Annotated in this window: 26 protein-coding genes and 2 pseudogenes; 13 read left to right on the forward strand and 15 right to left on the reverse strand. The window is 70.8% G+C overall.

What is annotated here, in order from left to right; translation table 11 throughout:
* Positions 1-32: 32 nt before the first annotated feature.
* On the forward strand, positions 33-1,181 hold the full coding sequence (gene cofG / locus C475_RS01330; protein ID WP_006881925.1) for a 7,8-didemethyl-8-hydroxy-5-deazariboflavin synthase subunit CofG: 1,149 nt from the start codon (positions 33-35) through the stop codon (positions 1,179-1,181).
* Between the two features lie 8 nt (positions 1,182-1,189).
* Here the strand turns inward: cofG and C475_RS01335 are convergent, their stop codons facing one another.
* Entirely contained in the window at positions 1,190-2,008 is an 819-nt protein-coding gene (locus C475_RS01335) for a beta clamp domain-containing protein (RefSeq protein WP_006881926.1), read from the reverse strand.
* 271 nt (positions 2,009-2,279) lie between these two features.
* Between C475_RS01335 and C475_RS01340 the strand changes: the two genes are divergently transcribed.
* Positions 2,280-2,837, forward strand: a complete 558-nt coding sequence (locus tag C475_RS01340) for a hypothetical protein (protein WP_006881927.1) — start codon at positions 2,280-2,282, stop codon at positions 2,835-2,837.
* A 40-nt stretch (positions 2,838-2,877) separates the two neighbouring features.
* On the opposite strand, the gene C475_RS01345 is transcribed toward C475_RS01340, so the two are convergent.
* A complete protein-coding gene (locus C475_RS01345) occupies positions 2,878-3,267 on the reverse strand; it encodes a UPF0146 family protein (RefSeq protein WP_006881928.1) in 390 nt (129 codons plus the stop codon).
* Positions 3,268-3,307: 40 nt separating this feature from the next.
* On the opposite strand from C475_RS01345, the gene C475_RS01350 reads away from it, so the two are divergent.
* The 3 genes from C475_RS01350 to C475_RS01360 all read left to right on the forward strand — a co-directional run bounded on the left by C475_RS01350 (position 3,308) and on the right by C475_RS01360 (position 5,453).
* Positions 3,308-3,829 carry an archaemetzincin family Zn-dependent metalloprotease gene (locus C475_RS01350; RefSeq protein ID WP_006881929.1) on the forward strand — a complete coding sequence of 174 codons (522 nt, stop codon included), beginning with the start codon at positions 3,308-3,310 and terminating at the stop codon, positions 3,827-3,829.
* 117 nt (positions 3,830-3,946) lie between these two features.
* A complete protein-coding gene (locus C475_RS01355; RefSeq protein WP_006881930.1) occupies positions 3,947-4,144 on the forward strand; it encodes a hypothetical protein in 198 nt (65 codons plus the stop codon).
* A 172-nt stretch (positions 4,145-4,316) separates the two neighbouring features.
* Positions 4,317-5,453, forward strand: a complete 1,137-nt coding sequence (locus C475_RS01360; protein WP_006881931.1) for an ATP-binding protein — start codon at positions 4,317-4,319, stop codon at positions 5,451-5,453.
* A 9-nt stretch (positions 5,454-5,462) separates the two neighbouring features.
* On the opposite strand, the gene C475_RS01365 is transcribed toward C475_RS01360, so the two are convergent.
* A complete protein-coding gene (locus C475_RS01365) occupies positions 5,463-6,461 on the reverse strand; it encodes a WD40/YVTN/BNR-like repeat-containing protein (protein ID WP_006881932.1) in 999 nt (332 codons plus the stop codon).
* Between the two features lie 265 nt (positions 6,462-6,726).
* Positions 6,727-6,915: pseudogene (locus tag C475_RS01370) on the reverse strand (SDR family NAD(P)-dependent oxidoreductase); the annotation flags it as partial.
* Between the two features lie 162 nt (positions 6,916-7,077).
* On the opposite strand from C475_RS01370, the gene C475_RS01375 reads away from it, so the two are divergent.
* Complete coding sequence (locus tag C475_RS01375) at positions 7,078-8,013, forward strand: ROK family protein (RefSeq protein WP_006881934.1); 936 nt, start codon at positions 7,078-7,080, stop codon at positions 8,011-8,013.
* Between the two features lie 50 nt (positions 8,014-8,063).
* On the opposite strand, the gene C475_RS23685 is transcribed toward C475_RS01375, so the two are convergent.
* The 5 genes from C475_RS23685 to C475_RS01395 all read right to left on the reverse strand — a co-directional run bounded on the left by C475_RS23685 (position 8,064) and on the right by C475_RS01395 (position 10,883).
* Positions 8,064-8,201: a hypothetical protein gene (locus tag C475_RS23685; RefSeq protein ID WP_006881935.1), complete on the reverse strand. Its 138-nt coding sequence runs from the start codon at positions 8,199-8,201 to the stop codon at positions 8,064-8,066.
* Positions 8,202-8,225: 24 nt separating this feature from the next.
* A complete protein-coding gene (locus C475_RS01380; protein WP_006881936.1) occupies positions 8,226-8,471 on the reverse strand; it encodes a type II toxin-antitoxin system HicA family toxin in 246 nt (81 codons plus the stop codon).
* A gap of 3 nt (positions 8,472-8,474) precedes the next feature.
* A complete protein-coding gene (locus tag C475_RS24800) occupies positions 8,475-8,678 on the reverse strand; it encodes a type II toxin-antitoxin system HicB family antitoxin (RefSeq protein ID WP_006881937.1) in 204 nt (67 codons plus the stop codon).
* Positions 8,679-8,745: 67 nt separating this feature from the next.
* Entirely contained in the window at positions 8,746-10,578 is a 1,833-nt protein-coding gene (locus C475_RS01390) for a ribosome biogenesis/translation initiation ATPase RLI (RefSeq protein ID WP_006881938.1), read from the reverse strand.
* A gap of 2 nt (positions 10,579-10,580) precedes the next feature.
* Complete coding sequence (locus C475_RS01395) at positions 10,581-10,883, reverse strand: EMC6-like membrane protein (RefSeq protein WP_006881939.1); 303 nt, start codon at positions 10,881-10,883, stop codon at positions 10,581-10,583.
* Between the two features lie 215 nt (positions 10,884-11,098).
* On the opposite strand from C475_RS01395, the gene C475_RS01400 reads away from it, so the two are divergent.
* The 4 genes from C475_RS01400 to C475_RS01415 all read left to right on the forward strand — a co-directional run bounded on the left by C475_RS01400 (position 11,099) and on the right by C475_RS01415 (position 15,341).
* Positions 11,099-11,371, forward strand: coding sequence for a MarR family transcriptional regulator (locus tag C475_RS01400; protein ID WP_006881940.1), 273 nt, complete (start codon positions 11,099-11,101; stop codon positions 11,369-11,371).
* Positions 11,372-11,522: 151 nt separating this feature from the next.
* Entirely contained in the window at positions 11,523-13,346 is a 1,824-nt protein-coding gene (locus tag C475_RS01405; protein ID WP_006881941.1) for a hypothetical protein, read from the forward strand.
* An 83-nt stretch (positions 13,347-13,429) separates the two neighbouring features.
* Positions 13,430-13,735, forward strand: coding sequence for a CPCC family cysteine-rich protein (locus tag C475_RS01410; protein ID WP_006881942.1), 306 nt, complete (start codon positions 13,430-13,432; stop codon positions 13,733-13,735).
* Positions 13,736-13,835: 100 nt separating this feature from the next.
* Positions 13,836-15,341, forward strand: a complete 1,506-nt coding sequence (locus C475_RS01415) for an arylsulfotransferase family protein (RefSeq protein WP_006881943.1) — start codon at positions 13,836-13,838, stop codon at positions 15,339-15,341.
* A gap of 34 nt (positions 15,342-15,375) precedes the next feature.
* On the opposite strand, the gene C475_RS01420 is transcribed toward C475_RS01415, so the two are convergent.
* From C475_RS01420 to C475_RS01440, 5 genes are all read right to left on the reverse strand, one after another.
* Positions 15,376-16,521, reverse strand: coding sequence for an iron transporter (locus C475_RS01420; RefSeq protein WP_006881944.1), 1,146 nt, complete (start codon positions 16,519-16,521; stop codon positions 15,376-15,378).
* Between the two features lie 139 nt (positions 16,522-16,660).
* Positions 16,661-17,971, reverse strand: a complete 1,311-nt coding sequence (locus C475_RS01425) for a DUF7405 family protein (RefSeq protein ID WP_006881945.1) — start codon at positions 17,969-17,971, stop codon at positions 16,661-16,663.
* A gap of 105 nt (positions 17,972-18,076) precedes the next feature.
* Positions 18,077-18,589, reverse strand: a complete 513-nt coding sequence (locus C475_RS01430) for a winged helix-turn-helix transcriptional regulator (protein ID WP_006881946.1) — start codon at positions 18,587-18,589, stop codon at positions 18,077-18,079.
* A 16-nt stretch (positions 18,590-18,605) separates the two neighbouring features.
* The gene (locus tag C475_RS01435) at positions 18,606-18,944 is read right to left on the reverse strand and encodes a DUF7471 family protein (RefSeq protein ID WP_006881947.1); all 339 of its coding nucleotides are present in this window, start codon (positions 18,942-18,944) and stop codon (positions 18,606-18,608) included.
* 133 nt (positions 18,945-19,077) lie between these two features.
* A complete protein-coding gene (locus C475_RS01440; RefSeq protein WP_006881948.1) occupies positions 19,078-19,929 on the reverse strand; it encodes a ZIP family metal transporter in 852 nt (283 codons plus the stop codon).
* A gap of 101 nt (positions 19,930-20,030) precedes the next feature.
* Between C475_RS01440 and C475_RS01445 the strand changes: the two genes are divergently transcribed.
* The 3 genes from C475_RS01445 to C475_RS01455 all read left to right on the forward strand — a co-directional run bounded on the left by C475_RS01445 (position 20,031) and on the right by C475_RS01455 (position 22,950).
* The gene (locus C475_RS01445; protein ID WP_006881949.1) at positions 20,031-20,687 is read left to right on the forward strand and encodes a hypothetical protein; all 657 of its coding nucleotides are present in this window, start codon (positions 20,031-20,033) and stop codon (positions 20,685-20,687) included.
* Between the two features lie 161 nt (positions 20,688-20,848).
* Positions 20,849-21,940 (forward strand): archaeosine biosynthesis radical SAM protein RaSEA, encoded by a 1,092-nt coding sequence (locus tag C475_RS01450; RefSeq protein ID WP_006881950.1) that lies wholly within the window; start codon positions 20,849-20,851, stop codon positions 21,938-21,940.
* A 407-nt stretch (positions 21,941-22,347) separates the two neighbouring features.
* A complete protein-coding gene (locus C475_RS01455; RefSeq protein WP_161625155.1) occupies positions 22,348-22,950 on the forward strand; it encodes an NUDIX hydrolase in 603 nt (200 codons plus the stop codon).
* A 35-nt stretch (positions 22,951-22,985) separates the two neighbouring features.
* Here C475_RS01455 and C475_RS24805 read toward each other — a convergent pair.
* Positions 22,986-23,100, reverse strand: a pseudogene (locus C475_RS24805) (phosphoribosylformylglycinamidine synthase I); the annotation flags it as partial.

The raw sequence follows: 23,100 nt of genomic DNA on the forward strand, positions 1-23,100 counted from the left end.
ACGCTTTCCCGGTCGAACGCAGACGAGCGAACGTGATCCCCGGCGCCGACGAGTACGACGTGACCGTCGACCCCGACCCCGCAGCCGTCGAGCGCCTGCTCGCGGTCACGCCGGCGGACGTGAGCGCGGCCGACGAACTCACTTTCGCCCGCAACGTGTTCGTCCCGCTGACGACCGCCTGCCGGTACACCTGTACCTACTGCACCTACTACGACCCGCCCGGCCGGGCCGAACTCATGTCCCCCGAAGCCGTGCGCGAGGTCGTCCGCCGCGGCGCCGACGCCGGCTGCACGGAAGCGCTCTTCACCTTCGGCGACGACCCCGACGACCGCTACACCGCGGTCCACGACCAGCTCGCCGAGTGGGGCCACGACTCCATCCACACGTATCTCCGGGAGGTCTGCGAGATCGCTCTCGACGAGGGGCTGCTCCCCCACGCCAACCCCGGCGACCAGACGCGCGAACAGCTGGCGACCGTCGCGGACGTGAACGCCAGCATGGGCGTGATGCTCGAAACCACCGCCGACGTGCAGGCCCACGGCGGCCCCCGCGCCAAGAGTCCGGGGCAACGCCTGCACACCATCCGCACCGCTGGCGAACTCGGCGTCCCCTTCACGACGGGTATCCTCGTCGGCATCGGCGAGGACTGGGCCGACCGCGCCGAGAGCCTGCTGGCCATCCGCGAGTTGCACGAGCGCTACGACCACGTTCAGGAGGTCATCGTCCAGCCGGTCCGGGAGAACGAGCGCTGGACGGGCGGCTCGCCGGGCGTCGAGACGCTCCGGCGGACGGTCGCGATGGCCCGCTGCGCCCTGCCGGAGGAGGTTTCGGTGCAGGTGCCGCCCAACCTCGCGCCCGTCCGCGACGTGCTCGACTGCGGCGTCGACGACCTCGGCGGCGTCTCACCGGTCACCGACGACCACATCAACCCCGATTACGCGTGGCCCGCCCTGCGCGAACTCGAGGATATCGCCGACTACGCGGGCGTTCCGCTCTCCGAACGGCTCCCGGTCTACGAGCGGTTCCTCCCCGCCCGGCTCCGGTCGACGGGCGTCGAGCCGGCGGACCCGCCCGCCGAGCCCGACCGCTGGATCTCCGCGCGGATCGCCGACGCTATCGACGCCGGCGACGACGCGGGCGAGCGGTATCGCGCGGTGCTGTCGGGCGGGGCCGCGGACTGAGTCGTCCGCTATCGCCTGATCCGCGGCGCCAGCAGCCACCGCCCGGTCCCGTCTCCGCCCGCGAAGGCGTGTTCCAGCGAGAGCGGACAGCCACCCTCACCGCCGCCGACGAACTCGACGGTCACCGGGACGCCGCTCGGGATCGCCCCGACGATGTCACGGAGGTAGTCCACCGAATACAGCGACTCGACGGCCCCCGCGTCGAGCGCGTCGAGGTCCGACTCGTCGAAGTCGAGCCGCACGTCGTCCGTGTCGCCGCTGGCGGCGACCGTCAGCGTCCGCTCGTCGGCGTCCACCGCGAACGTCGCGTGGTCGGCGACCAGGTCCGCGGCGCGGACCGCCCGCCGGAGGTCGCCGGCCGCCATCGTCGCGCTCGCCGCCACCGATCCCGCGTCGACCCACTCGACCGCCCTGACCGCCTCGGTGGCGATCGGTGCGAACGCGTACTCGACGGCCCCCGCGCTCACGTCGAATCGCCCGTCCTCGCCAAGCCTCAGTCGGACCGACTCGTCGCCGGCCAGCGAGACCGCGTCACCGAGGCGGTCGAGCGCCACGCCGAACGTCGCCTCGTCGGCCTCGTAGGCGTCGAAGGCCTCGCGGTCGAGCCGTAGTTCGGCCATCGCCACGTCCGCCGGGTCGCGCGCCCGGAAGGCCATCCCGTCGCCGACGGTCAACCGACACTCGTCGGCGACCGCCGCCGCGGCGTCGACGGCCGTCGCTAGCCGCTCCGCGCCGAGACGTACGTCGAGGCCGCCGCTCGCCGGTTCCGTCGTCCGATTCGCTGTCGATCCCTCGCCGTCGCCGTCCTGTCGTTGTCGGGCAGTCATGTCTGTGGTCGTCGGTCGCGTGCGGGAGGAAGCGTTAACCGACGCGCCGACGAACCGGCGGCCGGGCGCTTCGCCCGCGTTCTGCGCGGCCGGCGACACCTGCCAGGGAGCCCGGCCGCGCGTCGTTTTCTACCCGAGCGACTGCGTTCGCGCTCGGTGTGTCTCCTCGTTCCCCGACGACCCCGTTAAGCGTTGCGTCGATACGTTCGTCTGTACCCCGTTTCGGAGTATAATCGCTTAAATACGGGGGCGATATAACCTGATATAGAGTATGTCTGACGGGGAGCGACCGCGGGGTATCCTCTCGCCCGCGGACCGGGCGTATCTGCGCGGCGAGACGACCTTCGACAGCGACCAGAGCGAGCGCAACGCTCGCGCGCGGATCCGCGAGCGGATGCTCGCGGGCTTGCGGGACTTCGACCTGCTGGCCGACGCGCTCTCGGAACGGGACCGCGAACTGGTCTTCGGGAAGCACGTGGGCGACGACCCCGAGGCGGTCCGGTCGCTCATCGCCGCGCTGGCCGTCTGCTATCGCGGCGCGGACGAGGCCGCTCTCGACTTCGGGACGCTCCTCGAAGAGGGCGTCAGCCGCGCCGAGGCCGACCGCAACGTGGCCGCCGCCGTCGACTTCGAGGTGCGCCGCGAGCCGCTCGACGCCGACCGGCTCACGCGGAAGCTCCGGCGGACCGGCTCGCTCACGCTCTCGGAGCTGTCGTACCTCCGCGAGACCGAGGACGTGAGTCTCGACCGCCTGCTCGACCGCTACGCGACCGACGTGGAGACCGACGAGGGCGACGACTGGGTCCAGGCGAAGATGACCAGCTTCTGACCGTCGCCGTCGAACGGGCGACGAGGCGGTCGACTCGTCGTCACCCGCGGGCGACGAACAGCGTCTCGGCGGGCAGGGTCTCCCGCTCGACGGGAACGAGCGGCTGGTCGGTGCCGAGCGTCGTGAACATGAACGCGGCGTCGGCCTCGCGGGCGGCGGCCAGCGTCGGCCGGTGGAGTTCGGGCGGGAGGTTCAGCGCGTACACCAGTTCGGCGTCGGCGTACACCGACGAGTCGGGGTCGGTCACGTCGTCGACGACGAAGTGCACGGGGTCGGGGACCGACCGGACCCGGCGGTCGGTGGCGACCACGTCGGTGTCGGTCTCGGCGAGCGCGTCGGCGACGACGGGCCGGCGGCCGATCCCGACCTCGACGGCGGCGTCGAACTCGGCGAAGCGAGCGACGAGTGCGTCCAGCGTCTCGGGGATCACGTCGGGGAGTTTATATCGGCGGCACGCATAAACACCCCGTATGCACGTCGACATCGTGCCGGTGGGCGACGTCCGCGCCGAGGTCAAGCGCGAAGCCTCGGCGAGCCTCCGGGCCGTCTACGAGAGCGACGTGACGATGCACGACACGCAGTCGATCCCCTCCGGCGCGTACGACCGCAATCGCGACCAGTACAGCGCGGAATCGTTCATCAAGCTCGCCACCCGCGTGGGCGACGGCGACAAGAACATCGCCGTCACCCCAAAGGACCTGTTCTATCACCGCCGCAACTACGTCTTCGGCCTGGCCTACCTCGACGGGAAAGGGTCGGTCATCTCTACCTATCGGCTCAACACTTCCTCCGACGGCGGCATCTCCCGGCGCTCGGACGAAGACGTGTTCTCCGACCGCGTCCGCAAGGAAGTCATCCACGAGATCGGCCACACCATGGGCCTCGAACACTGCGACAACAAGCGCTGCGTCATGAGCTTCTCCCCGACCGTCCGCGAGGTCGACATCAAAGACGAGGCGCTCTGCGGGACCTGCCAGCGCCAGGTCATGTGAGCGGTAAAGTCGGAACCCGACACACAACACCGCTACCGACGTTTTTCCCCGCTTGGCGGCGGTATACCAACGTGGTTAGGCACCAGCGCTATTCCGGGGCCCCGCCAAGCAGAGGTGATGAGTGAATCCCAGAACCGCGAGCGCACGCGTGAACTCGGCGAACTGTTCGTCTCGGTCACCGGCGACGACACCGTGACGGAGTCCCAGGAGGAAGACGGCGAGAAGGTTTCCGAGTCGGAAGACGACGAGTACGCGATGGGCGACGACGGCCTCGACGGCGCCATCGACGCGGACCTCGACGGCGCGTCGAACTGACAGAGCGAGCGCGGTCGCGTGGACGCGGCGCGCCCCTCCGGCTTCTCGACCTGACGCTACCCGCTCGCGCCGCGACGTGCCGGCGGCTCGAACTGTGCAGAGACCTCCGTAGCGGCGCGGTTCGGGGCTGTGAGGCACCCGATTGAAAAAAGAGTAGACGCAATCGATGAACATGAACACGAATCGTCGGTGGGAGCTGAGCCCGCTGGCGATCGGAGTCGTGGGGATCGTACTCGCGGCGACGGCGTTCGTCCATCACGGCGCCGAAGCGGCGGCGCTCGACTCGGTCCGGGGGCCGCTGCTCGCGTTGCTGATCGACGGGGCCCCGGCCGTCGGGCTAATCTACGCGGGCCACCGGCTGCGCCGCACCGACCTCGCCGCCGAGTACCGGTGGGTGGTCGCCGTCTGGTGTCTCGGCGGCGTCGTGGTCTTCACGAGCGTGGTCGGGCTGACCATCGCCGTGCGGCTCCTGGAGGACAGAGTCGTCTCGGAGCCGACGTTCACGCTGCTGGTCGCCGCGTCGTTCGGCGGCCTGGCCGGCACGCTCGCGGGCTACTACCGGGCACGGGCGGTCGCCGACGCCACCCGAGCCGAGCGGGCGAGCGACGCGCTGGCGTTCGTCAACGGCCTCATCAGACACGACCTCCGCAACGACATGCAGGTGATCCGCGCCTACGCCGAAGAGATCGAAAACGCCGACGCGCCCGCCGACGCCGCAGTGTGCGACCACGCGACGATCGTCCGGGAGAAGACCGACGAAGCGTTCGAACGCATCGACACGGCGGGCTCGCTGGCGGAGACGGTCGCCGACGAAGCCGACTACGAGCCCGTCGACCTGGCCGCCGTCGCCGAGGACGCGGCCGCGAGCATCGAGTCCGCCACGGCCGCGACCGTCAGCACGGACCTCCCCGACCGGGCGCCGGTCGCCGCCAACGCCGGCCTCCGCTCGGTCGTCGACAACCTCACCGAGAACGCCGTCGAACACGACGACAGCGGTGACCCTCGGGTCGCGCTCTCCGTCGAACCCGGCGACGAGACGGTTCGACTGACCGTCAGCGACGACGGTTCCGGGATCCCGCCCGGAGAGCGCCCCAGCGCCTACCACCACGGCGGGGAGACGGACGGCGGCGGGCTCCGCATCGCCGCGACGCTCGTCGAGCGCTACGGCGGCGACCTCCGGATCGCCGACGACGGGGGCGTCGGTCCGGGCGACGGTACCACCGCCGTCGTCGAACTCCCCAGCGCCGCGGACGGGAGCGAGCCGTCACGGGCGTCGGCGAACGGGACCGGTGCCGGGGGCAATGCGTGAGACGCGCGCTCAGTTCTCCACCCGCGTCAGCGGCGTGTACCGACCCGTCAGTTCCTCGTTCACCGGCAGGTCGCCGACTGCGGCCCACTCACCGTCCCGGTGGACGAGCATCGACCCGCGGTGAGTCGCGACGACGAGGTCGCCGTCGGCGGCGGTCATCCCGGTGACCGTCTCGTCGCTCGCGGGGAAGTCGATGACTTCGATACCGCTGTCCCGCAACGCGAACAGTTCCGGCTCGGCGTCCGCGTCGTCCCACGTCGAGGAGTTCGCCAGCGCGCCGCCGGCGTAGACCGTCCCGTCGACCGAGACGACCGACCGGAAGTATCGCTGGTCGAACGCCTCGTCCAGCCGGGTCCAGGTCGCGCCCGCGTCGGTCGTCCGGAACAGGCCGAAGCCCGTCGCGGCGACGTACTCGCCGGCGCCAACCGCGCGGAGCTCGTGGATATCGTCGTCGACACTCGACTCGTCGTCGCCCGGCCCGCGGCGCTCGGTCCAGGTCTCGCCGCCGTCGTCGCTGACGTGGACCCCGCCGACCTCGACGCCGGCGACGAGTCGGTCGGAACCGGCCGGGTCGTGGTGGATGTCGCGGACCTGCGCGAGGTTCTCGTGGCGAGGGAGCCGCCACTCCTCGCGAGAAGGGAGGTCCCGGAACCCCTCGCACTCCGTCCAGTCGACCGACGGGGCGTCGGCGCCCTCACCCGTGGCCGCGCCGCCGTCGAATTCGCCCACGTAGACGCGAGCGGGCCGGGCCCCGGCGTAGAACCGCCCGTCCGGGAGCGCGCCGACGCTGTACACCTGTTCTTCGGGGACGGCCAGGTCGGTCCACGTCTCGCCGTCCGTGGAATGAACGAGACCCGTCGTCGTCGCGGCGAAGAGTCCGTCGACGGAGCCGAACTGACGGAGACGCATCACACGCCCGCTCTCGAGGACCCGCTCGGCCGTCCGGTCGGCCGAGCCGTCGAGGTCGGGGAGGCGATACACGCCGTCGTCGCTGCCGGCGAGGAGCATACGCGAATCGACGACCGGCTGTCACTAAAACGCTCGCTGAAGCGGACTTTCGTTCGGAGACCGATACGTGGGGTCGCGGGTCGGTCCCGTAGTCAAATATGGCGGTCGCCANTGGTACCCGAATTTCCGGAGAACGCCGACGATCTCCTCGCCCGAGAAGTCGCGTGAGACCATCGGTCGCCGTCGACCCACAGCGTCTCGCCGGTGAGGTAGTCGGCGCCGTCGCTGGCGAGGGAGCGATAGGCGTCCGTCAGATCCTCCGGTCGCCCCGCTCGCGCCGGCGGTTCTCGGCCGCCGCGTCGGCGTCGCGGTCCTTCGGGTCGGCCCGCACGTCGGCGTTGATCACCGTCGCGCCGGCCTCACCGAAGCCGAGCGCGACCGCGCGGCCGATGCCGGAGCTGGCGCCCGTGACGCTCACCGTGTCGTCCGAGAAGTCCGCGGAGACGCGTCCCATACCGGGGGAGGGCGCCGGAGTCTCAACGGCGTTTCCGGCGGGGGAGACAGGTCGGAGGGCGCGGGTGTCCCCGGTCCGGGGCGAGCGGTGCCGTCGAGGCGCCATCGGGCCGCGGGAGTGACATCCGAATACTCATACACGGTCGGTCGGATCGTCGGACAGATGGATCGCGTCGCCGCGTTCGGTATCGGGAGCACGAACTTTCGGGCGGCCGTCGCTACCGCAGACGGGACGCTACTGACAGACCCCGTCGTCGAGCCGACGCGCCCTCGCGAGCTTGCCGACCAGCTCGCGGCAGCAGTCGGCGACCTGCGGCGATCGACCGACCGGCCCTTCGACGCCGTGGCCGTCTCGACCGCGGGGCTCGTGGACGACGCCGGCGGCGCGATCCGCGAGTTCGATACGCCCGACGGGGAGACGGTCGACCGGATCGCCGTCGCGTCGGCGGTCGACCGCGCCCACGGACTTCCCGTCACGCTGGTCAACGACTGCAACGCGGCCGCGCTCGGAGAGTGGCACTACGGGGCGCGCGAGGACGAGAACTGCCTCGCCCACGTCACGTTCGGGACCGGCATCGGCGGCGGCGTCGTCGCGGACGGCCGCCTCCTCCGCGGCGAGGACGGGCAGGCCGGCGAGTTCGGGCTGCTCCCGGTCGCCCCACACGACTACGAGAGCACGGGAGTCACCGGCGCCTGGGAAGCGGTCTGCTCCGGCCGCGGGATCCCCGCGCTCGCGGCCAGACACATCGAAGCGAACGCCGGCCCCGCTGACGCGGAACGGGTCGACACCGACGCCCTCACGGCCGAAGACGTCTTCGTCGCGGCCGACGGGGACGAGCGCTGGGCGGTGGAGTGTCTCGACGCGGTCGCGCGCTACAACGCGGCCGGGGTCGCGGCGGTCTGCAACGCGGTCAACCCCGGAGTCGTCACGCTCGGTGGCGGCGTCGCGCTGCACAACCCCGATCGGATCGTCTCCGGTATCGAGGAGCACCTCGATCGGTTCCTGTTCGTCGACCGACCGACGATCCGACTCACGCCGCTGGGCGACGACATCGGGCTCTACGGCGCGCTCGCTGCCGTCGGCGCCGAACAAACGTAGCGGGAGGCGGGGCTGTCGGACACCGAGGTGGCGACGACCGCGGTCAGCCGCTAGAAGTTCTCGTTGGCCGACTCTTGTTCGCGGCCGAGCTGGCTGCCGGCCCTGTTGACCTGCGGGTGGCCGATACACTCGTCGCGGCGGACGGTGATGTCGAGAGTCGCGAGGGACTCGGTCGTGCCATCACGCACTCCGCACAAGCTGCGAGGCGCGACTCAGCGATGGTCGTCGATCCACTCACACCACGAGCGAAAGTCGTCGGCGCCGCACTGGTCGGCGATCTGCTGCAGCGTTCCCGTCCGAACGCGGTCGTGCAATGGCACGGTATCCGTCCGTTTCTCGCCCGTCTCCGGATGCGTGTACTTCAGGATCGCGTGGTCGCCGCGCGTCCGGTCGTGGCGGTACCCGAATTTCCGGAGAACGCCGACGATCTCCTCGCCCGAGAAGTCGCGTGAGACCATCGGTTACTCGTCGAACCACGGCGCGTCCGGTTCCGGGGCCTCGCTGTCGGCTTCCTCGGCCGCCTGCGTCGCTTCGACGGCCTCGTCGAGATTCGCCAGCGCCTCCGTCCTGCTCGGCCCCTGACTCGCGACGCCGGTCTCTTCGTCGATAGCCGACCACCAGCCGTCGTCTTCCTCCACGAGACGGATCTCCCGCCCTGTGCTCATACGCGACGGTACGGCGGAATGTCGGAAAAGGGTTCGGACGTGTCGGGAACGAGCCCCAGCCGTCGATTCAGTCCGAGTAGTAGTACTCGCCGGCGTTCTTCTGCTCGCGGTCGAGCTGGCTCTCGGGCTTGTTGATGCGCGGGCGGCCGGTGCGCTCGTCGCGGCGGAAGGTGATATCGAGGTTCGCGAGGAACTCGTTCATGCCGTCGCGCATGCTCACCGGCGGCGAGGCGCGGCCGTGTTCGGCCGGCTCGCCGTCGAAGACGAGCATCCGGTCGGCCAGCAGGTCGATCATGTAGATGTCGTGGTCGATCACGAGGGCGGTGGCGTCGTGGTTCTCGGCGTAGCGGCGGATGGCGGTGGTTGCGCGGACCCGCTGTTCCACGTCGAGGTGTGCCGAGGGTTCGTCGAGCAGGTAGAGGTCGGCGTCCTCGGAGAGGCAGGCCGCGATGGCGACGCGCTGGCGTTCGCCGCCCGACAGATCGGTGAGGTCCTGCTCCATGATGCGGTCCAGTTGCAGGGGGTCGGCGATCTCCGTGTTCCAGTAGGAGGTGCCGAAGTCGTCGGTGATCGAGGAGAGGAACGCGTCGACGCGCATCGGCTGGTCGATCTCGACGTACTGCGGTTTGTAGGCGATGTCGAGTCGCGCGTCGACCTCGCCCTCGTCGGGCTCTAGCCGGCCGGTCAGCAGCTGGGCGAACGTCGACTTCCCGATGCCGTTCGGGCCGACGACGCCCAGCACCTCGTTCTCCTGGATCTCGCCGCCGTCCACTTCGAGGGAGAACTCGCCGTCGCCGTAGGACTTGCTGAGGTCGGGGTACTCGACGACCACGTCGCCCTCCGCGGTGGAGCGGGGGGCGTGTTCCTCGAACTGGATGGACTCCTGGCGGACCCGCATGTTCTCGTTCTCCAGGTAGCCGCCGAGGTACTCGTTGATGCCGTTCTTGGTCGATTTGGGGCTCGTGACGACGCCGAACGCGCCCGGCGACCCGTAGGCGACGTGGATGGTGTCGGCCAGCAGGTCCAGGATGGCCAGGTCGTGTTCGACGACGAGCATCGACCGGCCGCCCTCGTCGGCGAGTTCGCGGACGAGCCGCGCGGCGGTCATCCGCTGGCCGATGTCGAGGTACGGCGTCAGCTCGTCGAGGAAGTAGAAGTCGGCGTCGCGGGCGAGACAGGCCACCAGCGCGACCCGCTGGAGCTCGCCGCCCGAGAGCGTGTCGATGTCCTGGTCGACGACCGGCCGGATGCCGACCCGGTCGATCAGCTCGTCGAGAGCGCCGCGTTCGTCGGTCCGTTCCAGCAACTGGCGAGTGGTGCCGTCGAACTGGTCGGGGATCTGGTCGACGTACTGCGGTTTGCGCGCGACGGTCACGTCGCCCTCGCGGAGCTGTTCGAGGTAGGTCTGCAGCTCCGTCCCGCGGTACTCGTCCATGATGGTCTCCCAGGCGGGCGGGTCGCCCGACACCTGGCCGAGGTTCGGGGCCATCTCGTCGGCGAGGATGCGGACCGCGGTGGTCTTCCCGATGCCGTTCGGGCCGAGGATGCCGGTGACCTGACCCTCCTGGGGGGCCGGCAGACCGTAGAGGGCGAAGGCGTTCTCGCCGTAGCGGTGGACGGGGTCGTCGTCGAGTTCCTGCGGGAGGTTGATGATCTCGATGGCGTCGAACGGACACTTGTTGACGCAGATGCCGCAGGACTCGCCGAGGCAGATCTCCTCGGAGATGTGGACCTGGTCGGCGCCGCCCTCGTAGCCGTCCTCGCCCTCGAAGCGCTCCTCGCGCGTGACGATACACTCCTTGCCCGAGCGGTTAGGCGGGCAGAAGTTCGCGCACTCGTAGTTACAGCGGTCGGGCTGACATCTATCGAGGTCGACGACCGCGATCGAATCGTCCGCCATCGTTACAGGGGCGTCTCCGCGGTCAGGAGGATGCCCCAGGAGACGAACCACAGCGAGAAGGTGATGAAGGCGATGTAGAGGTACTCCTTCACGCCGAAGTCGTCTACGTCGATGCCGATCGCCATGTAGACGGGGATCTGGACGAGTACCGCCGCGCCGAGCAGGTACAGGCCCAGCCGGTCGTTCGGGCCGGCGGCCAGCGCCTGGGCGGCCACGCCGGCGCCGATCCCCAGCACGGAGGCGAACGTCGTCACCGTCAGCCCCCGGAGGTGGTCGTCCCACCCCTCGGCGGTTTCGGTAGCCATACGTTCGTCTCGGCCACGCGGCCTCAAAAGCCGTTCGTTCCTGCCCCCGGCGACCGACTCGCGAGCGCCGCGCGCACCCGCGCCCACGCGGCGGCCGACCCTCGGCCACACCGCGACCGAGCCCGCCCGTATTCGACCGCGTTCCGGCGGTACTGTGGCGTCTTGGCTGTCGCCAGTGTCAATCTTTATTGTAGACGCGCCCTACCCATCTACCGATGCCAGAGACAGACGGGGACGACCTCAGCGACTTGCCGCCGAGCGCGAAACTCGTCTTCAAGGTACTGGAGTACGACGGTCCGCTCACACAGAAGGGGATCGTCGAGGAGTCCATGCTTTCTGCGCGGACCGTCCGCTACGCCCTCGAACGCCTCGAAGACGTCGGCGTCGTCGAGGAAGACGTCTACTTCGCCGACGCCCGCCAGAACCTCTACGAGATCGATCTGACCGACTGCGACGGCGACTGCGAGGCCGCCGCCTCCGCCGACTGAGTCCGTTTTCGCTCTCTCGACTCGCGTTTTCTCCGTGCGTTTCCGACCCGTGACCGCCCCGTGTAGCCGACGAGGCCGGCGGTGCCGCGGCGCGCGCCGTCGTTCCGGGGTCGCCGACAGGTATTTGACCGCGAATCCGAATACCCGGACGATGCGTCGGTCCTCGGTCGCCCTCGCAGCCCTCCTCCTCGTCGGTGCGGCGGCGACACTGACACTCACCGGAGCCCTCCCGGTCGGCGATAGCGCGACGAACGGCTCCGCGGACGCCGGTCTGTTCGACAGGCAGGCCACGGCGACGCCCGCGAACGACGCGGACGGCGACGGCCTCCCCGACGGCGTCGAGCGCACCGAATACGACACCGACCCCGCGAGCGACGACACGGACGGCGACGGGCTGGGAGACGGCGCGGAAGCCGAACGCGGACTGGACCCCACCGCCGCGGACACGGACGGGGACGGACTGCCCGACGGCCGCGAACTCGAACTCGGCACGAACGCCAGCCGCGCGGATTCGGACGGGGACGGGCTCGAAGACGGCGCTGAAGCCGAACGCGGGACGGATCCCGCGGTCGCCGATACGGACGACGACGGGCTGAGGGACGGTCGGGAGGGCGCTCTCGGGACGAACGCGACGCTGGCGGACTCGGACGACGACGGCCTCGAAGACGGGCGAGAGGTCGACCTCGGCACGAACGCCACCGCAGCGGACTCGGACGACGACGGGATCGAAGACGGCGCGGAAGCCGAACGCGGGACGGATCCCACGGTCGCGGACACGGACGGGGACGGCCTCGCCGACGGCCGGGAGGCCGACCTCGGCACGAACGCGACCGCTCCCGACACGGACGGCGACGGGCTCTCGGACGCGACCGAAGTCGAGGGAGCGACCGACCCGCTGACCGGCGACACGGACGGGGACGGGCTCGCCGACGGCGCCGAACGCGACCGCGGGACGAACGCGACGCTGGCGGACACGGACGACGACGGCCTGGCGGACGGTCGGGAGGACGACCTCGGGACGAACGCGACGTTGGCGAACTCGGACGACGACGGCCTCACCGACGGCGAGGAAGCCGACCGCGGGCTGAACGCGACGGCCGCGGACACCGACGGCGACGGGCTGGCCGACGGCGAGGAACTGGTGCGCGGGACGAACGCGACGGCCGCAGACACCGACGGCGACGGACTGTCCGACGGCCGCGAGCTCGAACTCGGCGCCAGGCCCACGGTCGCGGACACGGACGGCGACGGCCTCGACGACGGCCGGGAGGCCGACCTCGGCACGAACCTCACCCTCGCGGACACCGACGGCGACAGCCTCGACGACGGCGCCGAGGTGGATGGGGTCACCCGCGGCGGCGCCCGCTTACCCGACGCCGACCCGCTACACAAGGATCTGTACCTCCAGATCAACGTCAGCGAGAACGCGGAGGCCTTCGACGAAGGCGAACTCGCGGACCTCCGTAAAGCGTGGGCCGACATGCCCGTCTCGAACCCCGACGGCGAGTCCGGGGTCGCCGTCCACGCCGACCAGGGGTCGCTCGACCGCTCGGTCACGATCGCCAGCGAGCGCGACTACGCGGCGCTCAAGCGCCAGTACGACAGCGAGTCGTTCATGGGCAACCGCAGCGGCGTCTACCACCTCGTCACCGTCGTCGACGTCGACGCCGAGTGGGCCGGCCGCGCGCCCGCGCCGGGCACGTTCGCCGTCGTCTCTACGCAGCATCACACCGAGTTCGACGGGACGAGCTACCGGACGTTCATCGCCGTCCACGAACTGTTGCACAACGTCGTCGGCCCCCTCGACGAGGCCAATCGGTGCCCCGGCGAGCACGGCGGTCGGGGCGGCGCCTACCACACCTGCGAGGGGTATCTCAGCTACGACGACCCCGGCTCGGCGCAGTTCCTCCCCGACTCCGTGGCCGCCGAGCTCGAACGCGACGGGCTGCTGAAGCAGTTCGACCTCGGGCGATAGCGGCGGCTCGATGTCAGGGCGGCCGCTGCACTCGCGGGACTCCCCGTCGCCACCCATTTCTCCCGACGGCCCCAAGGGCGGCCATGGCAGACCCCCGGGGAAACCCCGCGGCGCGGGAGCGGGGCTACTGTCCCTGCTGTGGCTATCGGACGCTCCCGCCGGGGCCGCCCGGCTCCTACGAGCGCTGCCCGGTCTGCGACTGGCTGGACGACCCCATCCAGTTCGCCGACCCCGAGTTCGTCAGCGACACCAACCACGTCGCGCTCGCGGAGGCCCGTGCCAACGTCCGGGCGTTCGGCGCCTGCGTCGAGGACGCCGCGCCCAGCACGCGCGAGCCGAGCGAGGACGAGCCCCGAGATCCGAACTGGCCCTACGAGCGCGAGGGGTGAGGCGGGGCGGACGGCGACCGTAACGGGGCGGGGCCGTGCTACGTCGACTCGTCACAGACCCGAAGGCTTATTCGCGAACGAGGCGGAAAGACGTGCTACGATGGACGTATCGCGCGGCAGCGCCCTGGTCTTGCTCGGCGTCGGCCTCTTCCTCGCGACGATGGTCGTCGGCGCCGCGACCGCCCCCTCCGGGTCCGCCGGCGGCGTCGACGCGCCGGCGACCCCCACGCCCTCACCGGACGACACCGCGGCCCCGTCGGACCCCGACGCCACGGCCGCCCCCTCCGGCGCGCCCTCGCCCGACGAGCCCCAGACGCTCGTCGGCAACCAGGGCGGCTGGGTGACCCACGGCAGCGTCATCGCCTTCGACGGCCGGTCGGTCGCCTGGCGAAACACGCAGGCCGACGGCTACTTCGAGGTGAGCAGGCTCGACGACGGCCGCGTCCTCGCCGCCTTCGCCAACGAGAGCTCCGACGACTGCGGCGAGATCGGCGCGCCCTGCGCCCGGACGGGCTACCGGATCATCGAGCCCGGCAGCGGGGAGATCCTCTCGGAGTACAGCTTCCCCGTCGGGTCGATCACCAACAGCGAGGTCCACGCCGCCGACGCCACCGGGGACGGCGCCATTGCCTACGTCGACATGGACGCCGAGCGGGTCGTCGTGGTCGAGAACGGCACCGAGGTCTGGGAGTGGCGCGCCAGCGAGCTCTACGAGGCGCCCGACGAGCCGGCGAGCCGCGACTGGCTGCACATCAACGACGTGGACACCATCGGCGACGGCCGCTTCCTCGTCTCGGTGCGCAACGCCAACCAGCTCCTGATCGTCGAGCGCGGCGAGGGCGTCGTCGAGATCATCAACGAGGACGACGGGACGAGCGACGAAAACTGTCTCAAGAGCGGGCGGCTCTACGACGCCGACGGCGACGGTGACGTGCGCTGTGGCGACCCCGGCGTCATCAAGGAACAGCACAACCCGCAGTGGCTCGGCGACGGGGCGGTGCTGGTGGCCGACAGCGAGAACGACCGCGTGGTCGAGCTCCACCGCACCGACGACGGCGACTGGGAGCCCGTCTGGGCGGTCGACCGGGCCGGCGGCATCGCGCTCACCTGGCCGCGCGACGCCGACCGCCTGCCCAACGGCAACACCCTGATCGCCGACTCCCGCAACCGACGCGTGATCGAGGTCAACTCCCGGGGCGAGATGGTCTGGAACGTCTCGGTCGGCGCCGCCGCCAAGCACGGCCCGGGCATCGTCTACGAGGCCGACCGGCTCCCCTACGGCGAGTACGCGGGCAGCTACGACGGCGGCTCGACGGGGACCGACGCGAACGGCACCGTCACCGACGACGGGAGCGCGACGGCGACGAAGACCCCCCTGCCGCGGATGACCGCCGCGAACAGCTCCGCCGGGCTGACCGCCCCCGACGACGAGATTCCCCTGCTCTCGGAAGCGGTCGCCGGGCTCCAGGGCACCTTCGCCTGGGTGCCCATCTGGTTCGGCGAACTCCACCTCGCCGCGACGGCGCTCGGACTCCTGTTCGTCCTCGTCGGCGGCGTCGACCACCTGCTCGCGGCGCGCGGCGTCTCAGTCCCCGGGCGGGAGTAGACGTCCCGCCCGCGGCCGACACCGCCCCGCCGACCTATTCTCCGACGGTCATCGAGAGCTCGTCGAAGGAGACGAACGCGGTTTCGTACCCTTCGTGACGGGCGATCTGCGGGATCGCGTCGACCGAGAGCGTCAGGTCGTCGCCCGACTGGACGTCCGCGACGGTCCCGTAGTGATACCCCAGGTCGGGGTGGACGGTCGCGGTGAGCGGGCCGTCGTAGAGGGTCGTCCCGTCGCGGACGACCGTCGCCGACAGCGACGCCTGGGGGATCGGGTAGCCGTTGTACGGCGTCCGCATCGAGACGGCGAGATACGAGCGGTCGCCACCGGACCCGGAGTCGGTCGCGGTGCCGTCACCGCTCGCGTCGGTCGCCGTGGCGGTGGCGCTCGATTCCGAGCCCTCGGCGGAGACACCAGCGGGCGGCGACGCCAGTCGCGAGACGACGAAGCGGGCGTCGCCGCTGGTCCCCTCGCCGACGACGGTTCCCGGCACGTCCTCGGGCGCGGGCGTCGCGGAGACGGGCATCATGTCCATCGACATCGGGTCGAGGGCGTCCCGTTCGCCCTGGCGGTCCGGGAGCCGCTCGTAGGAGATCGCTTCGAGGGTCGACTGGGAGAACTCAAGGGAGAAGGTGGTGCTGGCCAGCTCGCCGAAACGACCGCTGAGCGCGCCCGCGCGGCGAGTGGGGAGCGGCGGGACCGTCACTTCGACCTCGTAGGTGCCGTCGCCGTCGAGCGCGAGGTTGTCGCCGGCGTGGACGCCCATGTTCTGGGAGAGCATCGGCCACAGCGACTTGCCGCTGGTGAGCGTCTCGCCGTCGCGGGTGATCGTCGTCGTGACCGACCCGTGCGGGAGGACGGTCCCCGTCTCGGGGTCCCAGACGGTCGTCATGAGGTGCAGCGAGTCCGAGCCTTCGATTTCGACCTTGTTCGGGCTGTCGCCGCTGACGAGCCAGAACCGGTGGGGGTAGCTGTATGTCAGCGCGACCCGGAAGTCGCCGGCCGAAGCCATACCGACCATCTCCATTCCCTCGACGTGGCTGGGGACGTAGACTGCGTCGGGGCGGTCGGAGACGAGCGGCGGCGACCGCGCCGAGCGCGTCTGAAAGAGCGACCGACACCCGGCCAGCCCGACCGACGCCGCGGCCGCGCCCGCGGCGAGGAAGCGTCGTCTGTGCATACCCGGTCCTAATCGCTGTACCCAAAAGCGGCTTCTGGTTGGGTTCTCGAAAGCGGCCGGGACCACCCCGGGCCGTCGGTCGATTCCGACGACCGGGCGGCCGCACCGTCGGTCGCTCGCCGCGACGCTCGCGGACCCGTCAGGCCCCGGGTCGCGGGGTCGGGAGCGCCCGCGACTCCCGCGGCGGGAGGAGGTAGTTGCCCCGGCGGCGGACGTTGATGTACTGGAGGATACCGTTGTTGGCGCGCTGGCCGACGGCGCCTTCGGCGGCGGCGTCGGTCCCGTTCATCGCCTCGCGAGTCTTCACGAAGTCCGATATCGACTCCTGCAGCGCGAGGAAGTGCAGGCCCGCACGGTCGCCGTCCGTCGAGTCGAAGTCCCGGCGGAGCATCACCGGCCGACCGTCTTCGCGGGCGCGAGCGTTCTTCTGGGCGTGGCCGACGACGCCGTCGCGGGCGTCCTCTTCGACCGTCTCGGCGCAGCCGCCGACGCCGCTGGAGTTCCCGAGGTTCTCGCCGGTGCCCTCGATCACGTCGTTGTCGGCGTGTGCCGGGCAGAACATCGACGCTTCGCGGTGCTCGCGGCTGTCCTGCTCGTACCACTGGGTGAGATTGAGATCCATCGAGGAGACGTGCTGGGCGGTCCCGCCGGCGAACGGCCCCTCGGCGATGGTCACGCTGTCCTCCGTGGCCTGGGTCTTCTCGAAGCCCGACTCGAAGCCCATGTACAGCGGCGAGTCGTCGGGCACCGGTTCGGAGTCGGGGATCCCCGCCACGTCCTGGTTGTCGGCCGGGAGGCCCTCGCCGATGAAGCCGGTCCGGCGGGCGCGGCCGTCCTCGGCCAGGGCGGCGCGCTCGAAGACGCCGTCGAAAGTGGCGTCCATCGCGCGGCCGTTCACCTCGTCTCGTTCGCCCAGGAGGCCCTCCTCGGCGGCCAACAGGACCGAGCCGTAGTCGCTGGCGAGGTGAACCACCGCGTCGGGCTCGTCGGGAACGGGGTTCTCGAAGGGGGCCAGCGCCTCGGGCGCCGGCAGATCGACGCTCTCGGGCAGGGCGCCCTCGAAGCGCTCGAAGTACGCGGGGGCGTAGCCGACCGTAAAGAGGAGGCCGATATCGCCGTCGTCGGTATTGGGTGGGTAGGCGCGTTCGAGCGAGCGGAGGGCGGTCTCGGCGGTCTCGCGGTCGGCGTCGGCTGGCGTCCCGTCGCCGGCGTAGTCGAGATACAGCAGGAGGTGGTGTTTCGGCGGGACGTGGTTGCCGTGGTCGTCGGTGCGGAGGGCGTCGTTCCAGGCGTGTTGGCGGCGGGACAGCCCCGAGAGGTCGTCGGGCCCCTGCGGGAGGTCGGGGCTCTCCCGACCCAGGCAGGCCGACAGCGCCGCGGACCCGCCGATGGCGACGGCGGCCTTGACGAACTCCCGGCGCGAGACCCCGCGCTGGCGACTGGGTGGCATCGACGGTTCTAGCGGCTGGTCCGACAAGGGGGTTCTGGTCGGCCACTCGAAAGCCGTCGGGGCCGACGAGCCGCGAGCCCGAGCGCCGCGGTCGCCACGGCCCACCTACTCCGCGAGCAACCGGTCGACCAGGCGGGTGAACCGGTCGACCAGTCGCTCCGGCAGCGACGGCTCGACGGTCCTGAGCAGTTCGGCGGTCTCCCCGGGCGCTTCGAGCGCGAGCGTCACGCGGCCGCGCTCGTCGCGGCGCTTGGCGACGAGGTCGAGGTCGACGAGCCGGTCGAGGTGCCACTCCAGCGTGCTGCGGGCGATGCCGACGCCCTCGGCGGCCTCCGCGGCGGGCGTCGGACCGTTCCGGAGGAGGAAGACGACGATATCGGCGGCGGTCTCGCGGTGGAGGACCGCCAGCGCGTGCCGCTCGAACGCGTCGCAGTCGGGCGGGTAGTAGTGGGTGCGGCCGTACAGGTCCGCGGCGACGACCCGGTCGTCGAGCTTCCGCAGGTGGTACTGGACCTGCCCCGGAGCGAGGTCGAGTTGGCGGACGAGTTCGCTGAAGTAGACGCCCGGGTTGTCGGCGACGTGGGCGGCGACGCGGGCGCGAGTGTCGGTGTCGGTCATTGTGAGCGGGGCGTCGTTACAGCGGCTTCTCGGGGGCGCTCGGTGCGGCCGACCGCGCGTAGTAGATGGCGCCGAGCAGGAAGGTCGCGACCGTTGCGTCGAGGGCGTGTTCGGCGAAGTGGTGCAGGCCGGCGTCGAGCGGGCCGAACATCGCGAGCGCGGAGACCACGGTGCGAGCGAGCAGCGCGCCGAGCGCGAGGACGACCAGCAGGTACGACCGGGAGCCGCGCTGGCCGAGCGCCGCGACCGCCAGCGCGAGCAAGAGTCCGGACCCGACGCCGGCGAGCAGGTGAACCCCGAGCAGGCCGGGGTCCGGCGAGGGCGCGGCGTGGGCGACCGTACGCAGCGGTGTCACACGCGCAGTAGTCGTCGCGCGCACCTAAGTCGGTCGTTTCCGGCTCGCGCGTGGCGACGACCCCGTTCCGAGCGGACTGGCGTGAGGTCACCCCGCCAGCGGCCGGGAGCGCCCCTCCCGTCGTCGGACCGACCTACGCCAGCGAGATATCCAGGTAGAGCATGACGACGACGCCGACGATCGTCCCGAGCGTCGCGATCCGCTCGTTGCCCCGGAGGTGCGTTTCGGGGACGATCTCGTCGCTGATGACGAACAGCATCGCGCCGGCGGCGAATCCCATGGCGTAGGGGAGGATCGGCGCCGCGAACGTGACCGCGAGCGCGCCCAACAGGACGAGCGGGACCTCGACGATCCCCGACCGGATCCCCGTTATCATGGCGTAGAAGCGCCGGTCGAGGCCGGCGTTGACGGCGGCGACCGAGACCGCGAGCCCCTCGGGAATGTTCTGGATACCGATGGCGAGCATGAGCGCGACGGCGCTTCCGACCGACGCGTCGCCGGCCGCCGCGGAGCCGAATCCGACCCCCACGGCGAGCCCCTCGGGCATGTTGTGCAGCGTGATCGCGAGGATGAACAGGACGACGGAGGCGAGGCGGTCGTCGTCGACCGGGAGGTCGTCGCCGGGGTCGGCCGCGTCCTCGCGGCGCTTGCCGGTCAGCAGGTAGTGCGCGTGCGGCACGAGCACGTCCGCCCGGTCGAGCGCGAGCGCCCCCAGGAGAACGCCACCGAGGACCGGCAGCGGGTTCCCGCCGGGCGTCGCCTCGATGCCGGGGAGGATGAGGCTCGTGAAACTCGCGGCGAGCATGACGCCGGCGGCGAAGCCGAGCGCCCCGTCGAGCGCCCGCTCGGAGGGGTCGCGCCAGACGAACACGAGCGAGGCACCCAGGAGGTTCAGCCCGGCGATGACGAGTCCGCCGATCAGAGCCTGGATCAGCAGCGTCTGAGCACCGAGTATCTCGACGAGCGCGTCGACCGGTCCGACCATCTCTCTGGCGCGACGCGGCCCGCTCACATAAATGCCGGCGACGTGTTCGGGCGGCGGCGCCGACCGCACATATACCCGTCCGGCGGCCCAACTGGCGGGACATGAACGGTCAACAGCTCGTCGAGGCGGTCCGCGAGGCGGGGGCGACGGAACTGGATCGGCTGGGGTCGGACAAGTACCTCATCGCCGCGACCGGCGCCGACCTCGAACGGGCGCCGGTGCTGCGGTCGGTCGCGGAGTCGGCCGCCAGCGGCCGAGCGACCTTCTCGCGGTGGGCCGACGAGGCGACCGGCGACGCGGCGTCGGCGTTCGAGACGGCCGCCGAGGGCGAGCGCGAGCAGTTCGAGCGCGTCGTCGACTCGCTCTCAGCCCTTCCGAACGACGACGCCGACGCCGCGGCGACCATCGACGAGACGGACGCGCCGCTGCACGCCGCGCTGGCCGACACCGACGGGACCGTCGAGCGCGTCGCGGCCGCGTTCGTCGGCCGCTCGCTGGTCGCCGACCGGACGTTGCTGCAGGTGGTCAACTTCTTCGTCAACGAGGCCGACGAGGGTCGAGCGGACCTCGCCCGGGAGCTGCGGAGCGGCGCGGGGGAACGGCTCGACGAGGGCGTCGACCTGCTCGATTCGCTCTGCGAGACCGAGGCCGACTGGGAGCGCGCCCGGCGAGCCGCCGAAGCCGTGGTCGAGGCGGCCTACGAGGAGTACGCGAGCGCGCTCGACGCGATGGGCGTCGACCCGAAACCGGTGTGTTAAGTCGTCTTTTCCGGCCGAGCGTCGGCTTCCGTGCTCCGAGCGTCGCGAGGCGACGCTCGGACCACCGACGGACGACTTCGTCGACCGTCGCGGTCGCGGGTTTCAAACAGCGAAGCCCGCGACCGCCGACGTTTTATCGTCCGACCGGATAGGACGGACCAATGAGCCAGCCGAGCCCCGACGTCTACGAGCAGGGCAAGGGGATGGACGCCCACAACAAGGTGATGCGCGAGGTGCGCTCGCGCAACGACGCCAGCTACGACCCGCGCGAACCCACGCGGGTCTGGCTCGACGAGGACAACACCCCCGACGGCTTCGTCGACTCGCTCACCATCATCCTCAACACCGGCGGCTGTCGCTGGGCCCGCGCCGGCGGCTGCACCATGTGCGGCTACGTCGCAGAATCGGTCGACGGCGGCAGCGTCGCCCACGAGGACCTGATGACCCAGATCGACGCCTCGCTCGAACACGAGGCCGACAACGCCGAGGACCTGCGCGGCGAGAAAGCGGATCTCATCAAGATCTACACCTCCGGGTCCTTCCTCGACGAGCGCGAGGTGCCCGCCGAGACCCGCCAGGCCATCGCCGAGACGTTCGGGGATCGGGACCGCATCGTCGTCGAGTCGCTGCCCGATTTCGTCGACCGCGGGAAGATCCGCGAGTTCACCGAGCAGGACCTCGAGTGCGACGTGGCCATCGGCCTGGAGACCGCCACGGATCGGGTCCGCCGCGACTGCGTCAACAAGTACTTCGACTTCGCCGACTTCGAGGACGCGTGCGCCGAGGCGGGCGCCGTCGACGGCGGGGGAGTCAAGGCGTACCTCCTGATGAAGCCGCCCTTCCTCTCGGAGGGCGAGGCCGTCGAAGATATGAAGCGGTCGGTACGGCGCTGTCTCGACGTGGAGGGGTGTCACACCGTCTCGATGAACCCCTGCAACGTCCAGCGCTACACGATGGTCGAAGACCTGTATCACGACGGCGGCTACCGCCCGCCGTGGCTCTGGTCGGTCGCCGAGGTGCTGGAGGCGACCGCCGACGTCGACGGGATCGTCGTGTCGGACCCGGTCGGTCACGGTTCCGAGCGCGGCCCGCACAACTGCGGCGACTGCGACGACCGCGTCCAGCGCGCGATCAAGGACTTCGACCAGCGCCAGGACCCGTCCGTCTTCGACCAGGTCTCCTGCGACTGCGAGCACACGTGGGACGCGGTCGTCGAACGCGAACGCAGCTACTCCCTGCCGCTCGCCCGGTAGCCGCTCGACCTCGTTTTCGCGCCGTCTCCGCCGACCCGTTCGACCCGAAACGATCCCCCTCGTTCACGGCCGTGTGCCCGCCGTTGGCACGGTTCGGTCGGTTGGGGTCCTGCGATTATACTTTCACTCCGGTTGCCGTGGGTTTTTATGCGTCAACGTTCAATGTCGACGTAGGGGCCCTGGAGACCCCGACTGTCACACGCTCCAGCCCCTACGTTCCCCATCCTATCTTATCCGCCCACAGAGCTACCTCCGTCGTGAGCCGCGGCCGTGACCGCCCCGTCGTCCTCGTTCGATAGCGTCGCGAGCGTCCGCGGCGGTAGCTTTCCGCCCCGGTGGGGCCCGCCGGCCCGAAGATTTCGTCGGTAGCGGTGGGATTAATGCCCGTGGTGGAGTACGGCGCGCCGATGACGCAGCGCGACCCGCGCGACCGCTACGACGACCTCGTCGAGCGCGTCGAGCGCCACAAGGTCGACGGGGAGCGGTTCGACGAACTACGCCAGGCCGAGGTGTTCCAGTCCGGGTGGGGCGTGGCGGGCGTCGTCCTCGACGAGGAGGTGGGGAGTACCTGGGGCAGTCGGACACGGTCCGACGACGGCGAGCGCCTGCTGGCTATCCGAAACAGGGCCTACCCCACGGAGTGGACGCTGCCCGGCGGCGCGGTCGAGAACGGCGAGTCGCTCGCTGACGCAGTGGTCCGCGAGGTGCGCGAGGAGACCGGGGTCGCGGTCGACCCCGTGCGGCCCGTCGGCGTCGACGAGAGCGTCGTCGTCGAGGAGCCCGGTCCCGGCGGGAGCGACGGCGGCCGCCGGGTCGAGATGGCGTTCGTCCACTTTCTCTGTCGCGCGACCGACCCGGCGGTAGCCGACGGCGGCGACCTGGGCGACGCCGACGAGGCGATCACCGAGGCGGCCTGGTTGGAGTCACTGCCCGAGGACGTGTTCAACCCCGCCCACACGCGCGAGGTGTACGAGTCGGCCCGTGAACTGCTCGGGGAAGGTGACTTCTGAGACTGTCGGCGGTCAGAAACGCGGAGAGTGGGGCGTTACTCGCCGAACGCGCGGAGGACGCCCTGGCCCTCGGTCGACCCGATATCGGGCAGGGAGACGCGCTCGGGGTGGGGCATGAGGACGGCGACGGAGTCCCGTTCGCCGAGGACG

The sequence above is a fragment of the Halosimplex carlsbadense 2-9-1 genome, from assembly GCF_000337455.1.
GTDB classification, from domain to species: Archaea; Halobacteriota; Halobacteria; order Halobacteriales; family Haloarculaceae; genus Halosimplex; species Halosimplex carlsbadense.

Coding starts and splice junctions, on each gene's coding strand:
- C475_RS01415 (WP_006881943.1), top strand. CDS start 13,836: ATGGACGTATCGCGCGGCAGCGCCCTGGTCTTGCTCGGCGTCGGCCTC.
- C475_RS01340 (WP_006881927.1), top strand. CDS start 2,280: ATGTCTGACGGGGAGCGACCGCGGGGTATCCTCTCGCCCGCGGACCGG.
- C475_RS01425 (WP_006881945.1), bottom strand. CDS start 17,971: ATGCCACCCAGTCGCCAGCGCGGGGTCTCGCGCCGGGAGTTCGTCAAG.
- C475_RS01420 (WP_006881944.1), bottom strand. CDS start 16,521: ATGCACAGACGACGCTTCCTCGCCGCGGGCGCGGCCGCGGCGTCGGTC.
- C475_RS01360 (WP_006881931.1), top strand. CDS start 4,317: ATGAACACGAATCGTCGGTGGGAGCTGAGCCCGCTGGCGATCGGAGTC.
- C475_RS01355 (WP_006881930.1), top strand. CDS start 3,947: ATGAGTGAATCCCAGAACCGCGAGCGCACGCGTGAACTCGGCGAACTG.
- C475_RS01455 (WP_161625155.1), top strand. CDS start 22,348: ATGACGCAGCGCGACCCGCGCGACCGCTACGACGACCTCGTCGAGCGC.
- C475_RS01335 (WP_006881926.1), bottom strand. CDS start 2,008: ATGACTGCCCGACAACGACAGGACGGCGACGGCGAGGGATCGACAGCG.
- C475_RS01440 (WP_006881948.1), bottom strand. CDS start 19,929: ATGGTCGGACCGGTCGACGCGCTCGTCGAGATACTCGGTGCTCAGACG.
- C475_RS01365 (WP_006881932.1), bottom strand. CDS start 6,461: ATGCTCCTCGCCGGCAGCGACGACGGCGTGTATCGCCTCCCCGACCTC.
- C475_RS01400 (WP_006881940.1), top strand. CDS start 11,099: ATGCCAGAGACAGACGGGGACGACCTCAGCGACTTGCCGCCGAGCGCG.
- C475_RS01375 (WP_006881934.1), top strand. CDS start 7,078: ATGGATCGCGTCGCCGCGTTCGGTATCGGGAGCACGAACTTTCGGGCG.
- C475_RS01405 (WP_006881941.1), top strand. CDS start 11,523: ATGCGTCGGTCCTCGGTCGCCCTCGCAGCCCTCCTCCTCGTCGGTGCG.
- C475_RS01350 (WP_006881929.1), top strand. CDS start 3,308: ATGCACGTCGACATCGTGCCGGTGGGCGACGTCCGCGCCGAGGTCAAG.
- C475_RS01410 (WP_006881942.1), top strand. CDS start 13,430: ATGGCAGACCCCCGGGGAAACCCCGCGGCGCGGGAGCGGGGCTACTGT.
- C475_RS01430 (WP_006881946.1), bottom strand. CDS start 18,589: ATGACCGACACCGACACTCGCGCCCGCGTCGCCGCCCACGTCGCCGAC.
- C475_RS01380 (WP_006881936.1), bottom strand. CDS start 8,471: ATGGTCTCACGCGACTTCTCGGGCGAGGAGATCGTCGGCGTTCTCCGG.
- C475_RS01445 (WP_006881949.1), top strand. CDS start 20,031: ATGAACGGTCAACAGCTCGTCGAGGCGGTCCGCGAGGCGGGGGCGACG.
- C475_RS01395 (WP_006881939.1), bottom strand. CDS start 10,883: ATGGCTACCGAAACCGCCGAGGGGTGGGACGACCACCTCCGGGGGCTG.
- C475_RS01390 (WP_006881938.1), bottom strand. CDS start 10,578: ATGGCGGACGATTCGATCGCGGTCGTCGACCTCGATAGATGTCAGCCC.
- C475_RS24800 (WP_006881937.1), bottom strand. CDS start 8,678: ATGAGCACAGGGCGGGAGATCCGTCTCGTGGAGGAAGACGACGGCTGG.
- C475_RS01450 (WP_006881950.1), top strand. CDS start 20,849: ATGAGCCAGCCGAGCCCCGACGTCTACGAGCAGGGCAAGGGGATGGAC.